This window comes from Streptomyces sp. NPDC048182 (assembly GCF_043202555.1).
Classification (GTDB): Bacteria; Actinomycetota; Actinomycetes; order Streptomycetales; family Streptomycetaceae; genus Streptomyces.
The window spans coordinates 124,123-135,153 of the sequence record NZ_JBIDAQ010000019.1; the positions used below are offsets into that span (position 1 = coordinate 124,123).

General features: G+C 70.9%; 11 protein-coding genes and 2 pseudogenes. 8 read left to right on the forward strand and 5 right to left on the reverse strand.

What is annotated here, in order from left to right; translation table 11 throughout:
• Positions 1-153 precede the first annotated feature (153 nt).
• Together ACGFZL_RS29535 and ACGFZL_RS29540 are read left to right on the forward strand one after the other, a co-directional pair.
• Positions 154-1,299 (forward strand): GAF domain-containing sensor histidine kinase, encoded by a 1,146-nt coding sequence (locus ACGFZL_RS29535; protein ID WP_393696305.1) that lies wholly within the window; start codon positions 154-156, stop codon positions 1,297-1,299.
• Complete coding sequence (locus ACGFZL_RS29540; RefSeq protein ID WP_355176427.1) at positions 1,292-1,933, forward strand: response regulator transcription factor; 642 nt, start codon at positions 1,292-1,294, stop codon at positions 1,931-1,933. Before ACGFZL_RS29535 ends, ACGFZL_RS29540 begins: the two co-directional genes overlap by 8 nt.
• Positions 1,934-1,984: 51 nt before the next feature.
• Here ACGFZL_RS29540 and ACGFZL_RS29545 read toward each other — a convergent pair whose 3' ends face one another.
• Positions 1,985-2,773, reverse strand: a complete 789-nt coding sequence (locus ACGFZL_RS29545; protein ID WP_393696307.1) for a hypothetical protein — start codon at positions 2,771-2,773, stop codon at positions 1,985-1,987.
• Positions 2,774-2,942: 169 nt separating this feature from the next.
• Here ACGFZL_RS29545 and ACGFZL_RS29550 point away from each other — a divergent pair, with 169 nt between their 5' ends.
• The 3 genes from ACGFZL_RS29550 (at position 2,943) to ACGFZL_RS29560 (ending at position 5,271) form a co-directional block, all read left to right on the forward strand.
• Positions 2,943-3,740, forward strand: a complete 798-nt coding sequence (locus ACGFZL_RS29550; RefSeq protein WP_355176423.1) for an ABC transporter ATP-binding protein — start codon at positions 2,943-2,945, stop codon at positions 3,738-3,740.
• A 53-nt stretch (positions 3,741-3,793) separates the two neighbouring features.
• Positions 3,794-4,225: an NfeD family protein gene (locus ACGFZL_RS29555; RefSeq protein WP_393696309.1), complete on the forward strand. Its 432-nt coding sequence runs from the start codon at positions 3,794-3,796 to the stop codon at positions 4,223-4,225.
• Between the two features lie 92 nt (positions 4,226-4,317).
• Positions 4,318-5,271 (forward strand): SPFH domain-containing protein, encoded by a 954-nt coding sequence (locus ACGFZL_RS29560; protein ID WP_355176419.1) that lies wholly within the window; start codon positions 4,318-4,320, stop codon positions 5,269-5,271.
• Positions 5,272-5,290: 19 nt separating this feature from the next.
• Here ACGFZL_RS29560 and ACGFZL_RS29565 read toward each other — a convergent pair whose 3' ends face one another.
• From ACGFZL_RS29565 to ACGFZL_RS29575, 3 genes are all read right to left on the reverse strand, one after another.
• Complete coding sequence (locus ACGFZL_RS29565) at positions 5,291-5,797, reverse strand: HNH endonuclease (RefSeq protein WP_355176417.1); 507 nt, start codon at positions 5,795-5,797, stop codon at positions 5,291-5,293.
• Positions 5,798-5,972: 175 nt separating this feature from the next.
• Positions 5,973-6,512, reverse strand: coding sequence for a YbhB/YbcL family Raf kinase inhibitor-like protein (locus ACGFZL_RS29570; RefSeq protein ID WP_355176415.1), 540 nt, complete (start codon positions 6,510-6,512; stop codon positions 5,973-5,975).
• Between the two features lie 43 nt (positions 6,513-6,555).
• A complete protein-coding gene (locus tag ACGFZL_RS29575) occupies positions 6,556-7,338 on the reverse strand; it encodes a sporulation protein (protein ID WP_355176413.1) in 783 nt (260 codons plus the stop codon).
• Between the two features lie 103 nt (positions 7,339-7,441).
• Here ACGFZL_RS29575 and ACGFZL_RS29580 point away from each other — a divergent pair.
• Positions 7,442-7,528: pseudogene (locus ACGFZL_RS29580) on the forward strand (3-methyladenine DNA glycosylase); the annotation flags it as partial.
• An 80-nt stretch (positions 7,529-7,608) separates the two neighbouring features.
• Complete coding sequence (locus tag ACGFZL_RS29585; RefSeq protein ID WP_393696312.1) at positions 7,609-8,220, forward strand: DNA-3-methyladenine glycosylase; 612 nt, start codon at positions 7,609-7,611, stop codon at positions 8,218-8,220.
• A 627-nt stretch (positions 8,221-8,847) separates the two neighbouring features.
• Here the strand turns inward: ACGFZL_RS29585 and ACGFZL_RS29590 are convergent.
• Positions 8,848-10,296 carry a recombinase family protein gene (locus ACGFZL_RS29590; RefSeq protein WP_393696314.1) on the reverse strand — a complete coding sequence of 483 codons (1,449 nt, stop codon included), beginning with the start codon at positions 10,294-10,296 and terminating at the stop codon, positions 8,848-8,850.
• 74 nt (positions 10,297-10,370) lie between these two features.
• Between ACGFZL_RS29590 and ACGFZL_RS29595 the strand changes: the two are divergent.
• Positions 10,371-10,697: pseudogene (locus tag ACGFZL_RS29595) on the forward strand (DNA-3-methyladenine glycosylase); the annotation flags it as partial.
• Positions 10,698-11,031 lie beyond the last annotated feature (334 nt).

Below are 11,031 nucleotides of genomic sequence, written 5' to 3' on the forward strand. Positions count from 1 at the left end.
CCGGCCGCAACCCGGCGGGGCCCTTCGCCCTAGGCCGGGCGGCCGGGACCCCCGCGGGACCACCGCCCGCGACCTCCGGACTAGGTCCAGCGGCCCAGGTCAGGTTGTCCACAGGCCGATCCGTGCCGAGGGCGGCGCCGGTACCGTGAGTCCATGAGTCACGGCCCCCGGACCGGCCTCGCCGCGGTCAGTTCCGCGCTGCTGGCCATGAGCAGGCACCTGGAGGTGCGCGACGTCCTCAAGACGATCGTCGCCTCCGCGCGCGAACTGCTGGACGCGCGGTACGCGGCCCTGGGCGTCCCCGACGACCACGGCGGCTTCGCCCAGTTCGTGGTCGACGGCGTCAGCGACGAGCAGTGGAAGGCCATCGGCCCGCTGCCCCGCCAGCACGGCATCCTCGCCGCGATGCTGCACGACGCCCGGCCCGAGCGCCTCGCCGACGTGCGCGAGGACCCCCGCTTCGAGGGCTGGCCCGCCGCCCACCCCGACCTCGCCGACTTCCTCGGCCTGCCCATCCGCGACGGCGACGAGGTCATCGGCGCCCTCTTCCTGGCCAACAAGAACTGCGGGCGCCCCGCCGGCGGCTGCGGCTTCACCGAGGATGACGAGGACCTGCTCGGCATCCTCGCCCAGCACGCCGCCATCGCCCTCACCAACGCCCGCCTCTACGAGCGCAGCCGCGAGCTGACCATCGCCGAGGAGCGCTCCCGCCTCGCGCACGAACTGCACGACGCGGTCAGCCAGAAGCTGTTCTCCCTGCGCCTGACCGCCCAGGCCGCCACCACCCTGGTCGACCGCGACCCCGCGCGCGCCAAGACCGAGCTGAAGCAGATCACCGCCCTGGCCGCCGAGGCCGCCGACGAGCTCCGCGCCGCCGTCGTCGAGCTGCGCCCCGCCGCGCTGGACGAGGACGGGCTCCTCGCCACCCTGCGCACCCAGATCCAGGTCCTCGACCGCGCCCACACCGCGCGCGTGACCTTCGCGAGCCACGGCGTCAAGGCGCTGCCCGCCGCCCAGGAGGAGGCCGTGCTGCGCGTCGCCCAGGAGGCCCTGCACAACGCCCTGCGCCACTCGGGGGCGGCCGAGGTCGACGTGCGGCTCGACCGGCACGGCCCCGGAGCCGTGCTGCGCGTCACCGACGACGGCGGCGGCTTCGACCCGCGCACCGTGCGCCGCGCCGGGCGCCACCTCGGCCTGGTCTCCATGCGGGACCGCGCCGGCGGCGTCGGCGGCCGGCTGACCGTGACATCGGCGCCCGGCGAGGGCACCACGATCGAGATGGAGGTCCCCGGTGGCTGACCCGATCAAGGTCCTGCTCGTGGACGACCACCAGGTGGTCCGCCGGGGCCTGCGCACCTTCCTGGAGGTCCAGGACGACATCGAGGTGGTGGGCGAGGCCGCCGACGGCGCCGAGGGCGTCGCCCGCGCCGAGGAGCTGCGGCCCGACGTGATCCTCATGGACGTCAAGATGCCGGGCACCGACGGCGTCGAGGCCCTGCGCAGACTCCGCGAACTGGCCCACCCCGCGCGCGTGCTGATCGTCACCAGCTTCACCGAGCAGCGCACGGTGGTGCCGGCGCTGCGCGCGGGCGCCGCGGGGTACGTCTACAAGGACGTCGACCCCGACGCGCTGGCCGGCGCCATCCGCTCCGTCCACGCCGGCCACATCCTGCTCCAGCCCGAGGTCGCCGGGGCGCTGCTCTCCCAGGAGGAGACCGGCCCCGCCCAGGGCAGGGCGACCTCCCTCACCGAGCGGGAGCGCGAGGTCCTCGGCCTCATCGCGGACGGCCGGTCCAACCGGGAGATCGCGCGGGCCCTGGTGCTCTCCGAGAAGACGGTCAAGACGCACGTCTCCAACATCCTCATGAAGCTCGACCTCTCCGACCGCACCCAGGCCGCCCTCTGGGCCGTGCGCCACGGCATGACCCGCTGACACCGGGTACCGGGCACCGGGTGCCCGGACCGCCCCGCTCACCGAGGGACGTCACCGCGTCCCGCGGTCCCGTTCCTCCACCGCCGAGTTGTACGCCGCGACCATCGCCCGCCGGGCCGTCCGCTCCACCGGGCGCAGGGCCTCGCCCCGGGCCGCCATCTCGGACGCGCTCACCGCGCCGCCGTGGCCGTTGCCGTGAGCCAGGTCGACCAGGGCCGCCACCCGCTGCGCCAGCTCCAGGACCCGTACCGCCCGCGGCGGGTAGCCAGGCGCCAGCACCTCCCGGCCCCGCTCGGCCCGCGCCCGGTACGCCTCGATCGCCGCGGCGGCCACCGGCCCCGAACCGGCCACGTCGAGACGCGTCAGCACCTCCGTCGCCTCGCGCAGCGCCTCCGCCAGCTCCCGCTCGGCCTCCCCGAGCGAGGGCACGTCGGCCGGCGGCGCCTCCCGCACCGGCAGGCAGTGCCAGACGACCTCCACGTGCACGTCGCCCGCCGGGCCGGCCTCGGACACCTCCGGCACCAGGCCGAGGGCGGCCCCGTGACAGACCACCGCCTCCGCCGCCTCCAGGGCCCGCGCGTTGAACTCCGGCGGCCCGCTCAGCCCCAGCGGATGTCCCGGCGCGGGCAGCGCGAGCCGCAGCCCGCCCGCCCCGAGCGCCCGCAGCCGCCCGAGCGCCAGCGTGAGACCGACCGGCGCCGGTTCACCCGGCAGCCCCGCCACCCGGTGCACCGCGTCGTCGCCGACGATCGCGACGACCGCCTCGTCCGGCGAGACAAGTCCGGCAAGAAGGGCATTTCCCCAGGCGGCGAGGCGTCCTGCGCGCGGTTCGATGAGCATCCCCCCACCTTAGGGACCGGACCGAGGACCCAAGGACGGGACCGATGGAACGCCGGAGCCGACCGGTGGCGTAGATTTCCCGGAGGGCTGCGCCCACCGGCGGCGGCCCGGGCAAGAGGCGTACGCGACAGCCGAGACCGGCCAGACTGCAAGGGGAGACAACGCGCTCATGAGCGATGTTCTGGAGCTTCAGGACGTATCCGTGGTCCGCGAGGACCGGGCTCTGGTGGAGCAGGTCGACTGGTCGGTCAAGGAGGGCGAGCGCTGGGTCATCCTCGGCCCCAACGGCGCCGGCAAGACCACCCTCCTCAACGTCGCGTCCAGCTACCTCTACCCCAGCAAGGGCACCGCCACCATCCTCGGCGAGACCCTCGGCCGCCCCGGCACCGACGTCTTCGAACTGCGCCCCCGCATCGGCATGGCCGGCATCGCCATGGCCGACAAGCTCCCCAAGAGCCAGACCGTCCTGCAGACCGTCCTCACCGCCGCCTACGGCATGACCGCCGGCTGGCAGGAGGAGTACGAGGCCGTCGACGAGCAGCGCGCCCGCGCCTTCCTGGACCGCCTCGGCATGAGCGACTACCTGGAGCGCCGCTTCGGCACCCTCTCCGAGGGCGAGCGCAAGCGCACCCTCATCGCCCGCGCGCTGATGACCGACCCCGAACTGCTGCTGCTCGACGAGCCGGCCGCCGGCCTCGACCTCGGCGGTCGCGAGGACCTGGTCCGCCGCCTCGGCCGCCTCGCCCGCGACCCGATCGCCCCCTCCATGATCATGGTGACCCACCACGTGGAGGAGATCGCCCCCGGCTTCACCCACGTCCTCATGATCCGCCAGGGCAAGGTGCTCGCCGCCGGCCCCCTGGAGCTGGAGCTGACCTCCCGCAACCTCTCCCGCTGCTTCGGCCTCCCGCTCGTCGTCGAGCAGATCGGCGACCGCTGGACCGCCCAAGGCCTCCCGCTGTCCTGACCGGCCCTCCGCGCGCCCTGTCCCGCCACCCCCGCCCGACCTACCATGACCCTGTGAACGACATCGACGCATGGGTGTGGTGGCTCGTCGCCGCGGTGGCGCTCGGTATCCCGCTCGTCGTGACCGCGATGCCCGAGTTCGGGATGCTCGCCGTCGGCGCGGTCGCCGCGGCCGTCGCCTCGGGCGTCGGCGCCGGGACCGTCGCGCAGGTGCTCGTCTTCGTCGCCGTCTCGGTCGCCCTCATCGCCGTCGTGCGCCCCATCGCGGCCCGGCACCGGGCCCAGCGGCCACAACTCGCCACCGGCATCGACGCCCTGAAGGGCAGACAGGCCGTCGTCACCGAACGGGTCGACGGCGCCGGCGGCCGGATCAAGCTCGCCGGCGAGGTCTGGTCGGCCCGCGCGCTCGACACCGCCCGCGCCTACGAGGTGGGCCAGCAGGTCGACGTCGTGGACATCGAGGGAGCCACGGCCATCGTCATCTGACCGCACCGGCACCCCAACGACCTCAACACCCGTAAGATCAGCACCAGTCAGGGCCACAACCCAGTCGCGGAGAAGGGTACGGGGAAGCCACGATGGAACCGGTCATCATCGTATTGATCATCCTGGTGGTGTTGGTCTTCATCGCCCTGATCAAGACCATCCAGGTCATCCCGCAGGCCAGCGCCGCCATCGTGGAGCGCTTCGGCCGCTACACCCGCACGCTGAACGCGGGCCTCAACATCGTCGTCCCGTTCATCGACACCATCCGCAACCGCATCGACCTGCGCGAACAGGTCGTCCCCTTCCCGCCGCAGCCGGTCATCACCCAGGACAACCTGGTCGTCAACATCGACACCGTCATCTACTACCAGGTGACCGACGCGCGCGCCGCGACCTACGAGGTCGCCAGCTACATCCAGGCCATCGAGCAGCTCACCGTCACCACCCTGCGCAACATCATCGGCGGCATGGACCTGGAGCGGACCCTGACCTCCCGCGAGGAGATCAACGCGGCCCTGCGCGGCGTCCTCGACGAGGCCACCGGCAAGTGGGGCATCCGCGTCAACCGCGTCGAGCTGAAGGCCATCGAGCCGCCCACCTCCATCCAGGACTCGATGGAGAAGCAGATGCGCGCCGACCGCGACAAACGCGCCGCCATCCTCCAGGCCGAGGGTGTCCGGCAGTCCGAGATCCTGCGCGCCGAGGGCGAGAAGCAGTCCCAGATCCTGCGCGCCGAAGGCGAGGCCAAGGCCGCCGCGCTGCGCGCCGAGGGCGAGGCCCAGGCCATCCGCACCGTCTTCGAGTCCATCCACGCCGGCGACCCCGACCAGAAGCTGCTCTCCTACCAGTACCTCCAGATGCTCCCGAAGATCGCCGAGGGCGACGCCAACAAGCTCTGGATCGTCCCCAGCGAGATCGGCGACGCCCTCAAGGGCCTCTCCGGAGCCTTCGGCAACCTCGGCCCCCTGGGCGGCGGCGGCAACGGCGGTACGACGGGCAGCGGCGTCCCCAACCAGGAACGCCGCGAGAAGCCCACCATCGACTGACCCCATCGACCGACCCCGGCTACGCGGCCGGCGCGACCAGCCACTCCGGCAGCGCGTCGAAGTCGTCCCGCCCCAGCGCGAGCAGCATCGCGTCCGCCGGCGTCGGCTCGAAGGGCTGCCTCAGCAGCGGCATCCCCGCCTGCTCCGGAGTCCGGTTCGCCTTGCGGTGATTGTCCTCCGCGCAGGAGGCCACCGTGTTCAGCCAGGTGTCCTGACCCCCGTGCGACCGCGGCACCACGTGGTCCACGGTCGTCGCCCGCCTGCCGCAGTACGCGCACCGGTGCCGGTCCCTGACCAGCACACCCCGCCGCGACCACGGAGCGCGTCTTCGGAACGGCACCCGCACGTAGTGGCAGAGCCTGATCACCCGGGGCGCCGCTATGTCGACCGCGGCCCCGCGCATGCGCAGCTCGGGGTGGGTCTGCTCGACGACGGCCTTGTCCTGGAGCACCAGAACGACGGCTCGGTTCAACGTCACCGTCGACAGCGGCTCGAAGCTCGCGTTCAGCACCAGCGTGTCCCGCATACCAGCCCACCTCCCGTGTGCACCGGCCCACCCCCTGGCGGGCTGGATCAACTCTGGCCGGGCGCGCCGGGATGGACAACGCAATATCTGCTGCTCTCCCCTGCAACAAAACTGCCCGCCCCTGATCCATTCCAAGACCAGGGGCGGGCAAACGTCCGGTGAACGCCGGGACGCCTCAGTTCTGCGCGGGCACCTCGTACTCACCGATCAGCTGGGCCCGGCCGACCGTGTGGAAGCGCAGGTTGAACCCGACGACGGCGGGCGTCGCCTCCGCGTCCGGACCGAGCTTCTCCTGGTCCACGGCGTACACCGTGAACACGTACCGGTGCGGCCCGTCCCCGGGCGGCGGCGCGGCCCCGCCGAACTCCTTGGCGCCGTAGTCGTTGCGCGCCTGCACGGCGCCCGCCGGCAGCCCCGCGAACTTCCCGCTGCCCGCGCCCGCCGGCAGCTCCGTCACCGAGGCCGGGATGTCGAAGACCACCCAGTGCCAGAACCCGCTGCCGGTCGGCGCGTCCGGGTCGTAGCAGGTCACGGCGAAGCTCTTGGTCCCGTCCGGGAACCCCTCCCACCGCAGCTGCGGCGAGGTGTTCCCACCCGCCTGGACCTGAGCGTCGCCCAGCTCCGCGCCCTCCCGGACGTCGTCGCTCGTCACGGTGAACGACGCGACGGGCGGATGGAAGTCATGGGGGAGCGGACGCCGCTTGACCTCGGTCACCTCGGTACCTCCTGCTGATCGTCTGGTGCGGTCGTACCCGAGCCTAGAACCAGTTCCGCTTGCTGCCGACCTCGGACAGCCACTGGTTGAGGTACGCCGCCCAGTCGGTCCCCTGGTAGTCGTTCAGCCCCACCTGGAAGGACCGGAAGGTGTCGCTGCCCTCGCTGAACAGCCCCGGCCGCTTGTCCATCTCCAGGACGACGTCCATCGCCTGCGCGTCGGCCACGAAGCTCAGCTCGACCTGGTTCAGGCCCCGGTACTGCTGCGGCGGGAAGAACTCGATCTCCTGGTAGAACGGCAGCCGCTGCCGCGTCCCCCGGATGTGCCCGCGCTCCATGTCCGCGCTCTTGAAGCGGAAGCCCAGCTGGATGAAGGCGTCCAGGATCGCCTTCTGCGCCGGCATCGGGTGCACGTTGATCGGGTCCAGGTCGCCGGAGTCCACCGCGCGGGCGATCTCCAGCTCCGTCGTCACCCCGATGTTCATCCCGCGCAGCGACTGCCCGTCGATCATCGTGACCGGCGTCTCCCACGGCACCTCGAGCCCGAACTGCACCGCGTGCACGGCGCCCGCCTTCAGCTCGAAGGCGCCCCCGAGCCGCACCTTGGTGAACTCGATGTTCTGCTTGTACTCCTCGTCGCCGCTCTCCACCTCGACCTTGGCCTGGAGACCGACCGACAGCCCCTCGATCTGCTGGTCGACGCCGCCGCCCTGGATCCGCACCTCGCCCTGGACGACCCCGCCCGGAACGACGTTGACCTCGCTCAGCACGGTCTCGACCGAAGCCCCGCCGGCCCCCAGGCTCGCGAGCAGCTTCTTGAACGCCATGTCTCTCCCTCTCCAGGCTGTACGTGAGAACCCTCGACCCCTACAAACGCGCTCCCGCCGTGGCCGGTTCCGCACGGGCCCCGCTGCGTTACGCTCGGACGGCATGATCGCGAGCCCCGACCGTACGCCCCTGCCGCGGGACTTCTTCGACCGCCCCGTCCTCGCCGTGGCCCCCGACCTGCTCGGCCGCACCCCGCGCAACGACGTCGTGTTCGGTCCGCCCGAACGCGTGTACGTCTACTTCACCTACGGCATGTCAAGGCAGTCAGCATGAACGTCGATCTCCTCGCCCACCCTGCCGAAGAAGTCGCCCCCAAGCTGCTCGGGAGTGTACTCACCTGCAAGACTCCGGAGGGAACCGTGAGCATCGCCATCACGGAGACCGAGGCGTACTCCGGCGCAGCGGACCCGGCTTCCCATGCCTACCGGGGCCGGACACCCCGTAACGCGGTCATGTTCGGACCTGCAGGACACTTGTACGTCTACCGGTCCCACGGACTGCACTGGTGCGCCAACGTCGTCACCGGGACGGACGGCACCGCCTCGGCCGTCCTCATCCGGGCAGGCAGGGTCATCGAGGGGGAGAACCTGGCACGCAGGCGGCGAGGGGAGAGGGTCGACAGCCCACGCCTTGCCCGAGGCCCGGGGAACTTCTGCCAGGCACTCGGCATCACCGGAGAGCACAACGGCGCCGACCTCCTGACAGATACCTCGGTCGTGCTGTCCGAAGGTGAGCCGGTACCTGCCACGCTCATCCAGGCCGGTCCTCGGGTAGGCGTGAGCAAGGCCCACGACTGGCAACACCGGTTCTTCCTCGCCGGTGAACCGACGGTCTCGTCGTACCGACTGAGCCCGCGAGCCAAACCGACCAGCGGAGCCTGAGCCGCTGTGCGCGTTGCTGAAAGCCCGCCGGTGACTCGGTGCGGGTTGGGTCGGGCGATGCGTGATCGTCCGCGAGTGCGGCCCGTGACGCGCCCCTGGCCGGTCGAGTGACTGCCGACGTGCGTCGACTCAGGCCAGACGAGTGGGCGTGACTGCGCGCTTCAACTCATCTGGCGAGTGGGCGGTTGAGTCGGCGCGCTGAGCGAGGTGGACAGTCGGGAAACGGCGATGCGCTGCCACTCGACGAACGGCGCGGGGTCACCCTCGTACAGCTCTCGGCTGGTCTGTGTGCCGTCGCCCTCGTAGTGCATCAGGACGACCGTCGACTCGAAGCGCAGGTACCGAAGAAACGCTCTCGGGGATCTCCACGAGCCCTTCGCCCTGCGGGGGAGTTGGTGGCCCGGCCGGGCCACCTGAGGCGACCGTACGGGGGCCGCTCGCGACCGTCCTTGCACGGACGTTGCACGTTGTTGCATGAACTTGGGGAGCGAGGGGGGCGCGCAGAGGCGCTGAGTGATCTCCGGGCCCTTCCCGTCGGGTATGACGACCGGCCCGGCCCGACTCTCGTCGGACAGGGCCCGTGCTCACTTCGCGCGGACAGCCGACTCGGCCCTCCGCGATCGGATCTCAGGGGTTCCGGAACGTGATCCGGCAGTGCTCGCCCTTGAAGGACCGGACCCCCCGACCGCGCGGCATCAGCTCGACTCGCTCGCAGACCTGCATGACGACGGTCCGCACGTAGTCGATGCGGTCGGGGTCCTCGTAGTCCAGTTCCTCCCACAAGTACTCGACGTCGCCCAGGTCGACACGCACCTGCTGTGATGCCAGGTCTGCCAGCTCGGCCCTGATCTTGGTCAGGTCGGCGTCACACCTGCCGATGCCCGCCCGCAGGGTCGACGCGTCGATGTCCCCTACGGCGAACATCTCCGCCAGGGCGGTGCGCCTCTCGAAGGCGGCTGTCTCCTGGGCCAGCAGCTCGGCCTCTCGCTCTTCGTCCGCGGCATCCGTGGCCGGTGCCGCGTTCCACTCCTCGGCCCTGTCGATGACCTTCCTGACCAGGAACGAGTCGAGCGGGTCCGCTGGGCAGGTGATGCACCGGCCACCCGAGCAGGTGTAGATGCGGTACCGCTCGCCCGCGGCGTTCTTCTTACTCCACCCTTGAGTGACGACGGCCTGACACTTCGAGCAGCGGACCACGCCGGACAACAGGGCCTTGCGCTTACCGCCGCCGCCCGTGTTGCGCTCGGGGTCGCTCAGGCAGCGGACCAGCGCACGGAATATGCCCTCGGAGACGATCGCCTCCCAGTTGCCCGCGCCGGTCTCCTCGGTCCGCCGCACGCGCGTCCCGTCCGGCTTCTCGACCCACTGCGAGTACGTCTGGATTCCCGCGTTCCTCGGCTTCAAGAGGACCATCCGAAGGTTCGAGCTGCGCCACTCCTTCCCGTGCGGCGAGAGCAGCCCACGCGTGTTCCAGTCCTTCGCGATGGACCAGAGGGTGACGCCGGCCAGGACATCCTGGTACGCCTGTCGCAGGGCTTCCGCCTCTGCTTCCCGGTGCCTGCCGTCCCGCTCGAAGCCGAAGGGGCGAGTACTCCAGAAGGGCCTCCCCGACTCCCTGCGCCGCTGGTGTCCGAGTACCTGACGCTCGACCCGCATCTCGGTCTCGTTGCGAGCAACCACAGCGCCGATGCGAGCAGCGAGACGGCCGGACGGGGTGGACAGGTCGAGCACTCCCTGCGCCTGTGCGGCGGCCAGCGTGACGCCGGTCGCCTCGGCCAGGTCCACCAGGTCTTCAAGATCCCAGGGGGTGCGGTACATGCGGTCGTAGTGGCGGGACACGATGGCCTCCGCCTTGCCGTCCTCCACCAGAGCCTTGACGCGTTCCCACTCCGCGCTCCGCTTGGTTCCCCGCTTTGTCGAAGCCGACGTGTCCTTCTCAACGATCGTGGCGACGACCGACCAGCCCTTCCGGTCGCACAGCGCCTGACTCAGCTCGACCCGTTGTGTCAGGTCCCCACCCTTGGATTCCTCGCCCCTCGGGGTAGGGCTGAGCCTGGCGTAGATGATCGCTCGCACTACCTGTCTCCTACTTGTCGTCCCTTTGCCGATGCTGCCGGACCAACGACGTACACGCCTGGTGAGTCACCTAAGGCATGTGGTCCTGCATGAACCTGGTCTGCGGCCCCGACGGCACGCCGAGCGCCGTCCTGCTGCGCGCCGGCGAGATCGTCGAGGGCGCCGAGCTGGCCCGCACCCGTCGACTCTCGGCCCGCAACGACAAGGAACTGGCCAAAGGCCCGGCCCGCCTCGCCACCGCCCTGGGCGTCGACCGCCCCCTGAACGGCACGGACGCGTGCACCACCGAGGACACGCCGCTACGCGTCCTGACCGGGGTCCATCCCTGGCGCTACTGGATCGCGGACGACCCGACGGTCAGCCCGTATCGTGCCCACGTGCCCAGGCGCCGACGGAGTTGACTCTGCCGGGGCAGGCGCGTAATGTCGTCCGAGCCGCTGAACCGGATACGGCGTTCGCCAACCTCCGGATGCGGCCAACCCACTACCAACGACCTCCCTTAGCAGGGACGATTTCGGCGTGCCCGCATGCCCGAATTGGAACTCGCCGGACTCGATTATGAGTTCTCGGGGGAATCGGCTAACGTAGTGAATGTCGAAAGGCCGACGGGCGAAAGCCAAGAGGTCACGACAATCCCGCCGACTGGGAATCAGGGCCCGAAAGGATCTGATAGAGTCGGAAACGCAAGACCGAAGGGAAGCCCGGAGGAAAGCCCGAGAGGGTGAGTACAAAGGA

Excerpts from the sequence above, each read along its gene's own strand:
- ACGFZL_RS29565 (WP_355176417.1), bottom strand. The coding sequence starts at position 5,797 with ATGCGGGACACGCTGGTGCTGAACGCGAGCTTCGAGCCGCTGTCGACG.
- ACGFZL_RS29535 (WP_393696305.1), top strand. The coding sequence starts at position 154 with ATGAGTCACGGCCCCCGGACCGGCCTCGCCGCGGTCAGTTCCGCGCTG.
- ACGFZL_RS29550 (WP_355176423.1), top strand. The coding sequence starts at position 2,943 with ATGAGCGATGTTCTGGAGCTTCAGGACGTATCCGTGGTCCGCGAGGAC.
- ACGFZL_RS29585 (WP_393696312.1), top strand. The coding sequence starts at position 7,609 with ATGAACGTCGATCTCCTCGCCCACCCTGCCGAAGAAGTCGCCCCCAAG.
- ACGFZL_RS29560 (WP_355176419.1), top strand. The coding sequence starts at position 4,318 with ATGGAACCGGTCATCATCGTATTGATCATCCTGGTGGTGTTGGTCTTC.
- ACGFZL_RS29575 (WP_355176413.1), bottom strand. The coding sequence starts at position 7,338 with ATGGCGTTCAAGAAGCTGCTCGCGAGCCTGGGGGCCGGCGGGGCTTCG.
- ACGFZL_RS29545 (WP_393696307.1), bottom strand. The coding sequence starts at position 2,773 with ATGCTCATCGAACCGCGCGCAGGACGCCTCGCCGCCTGGGGAAATGCC.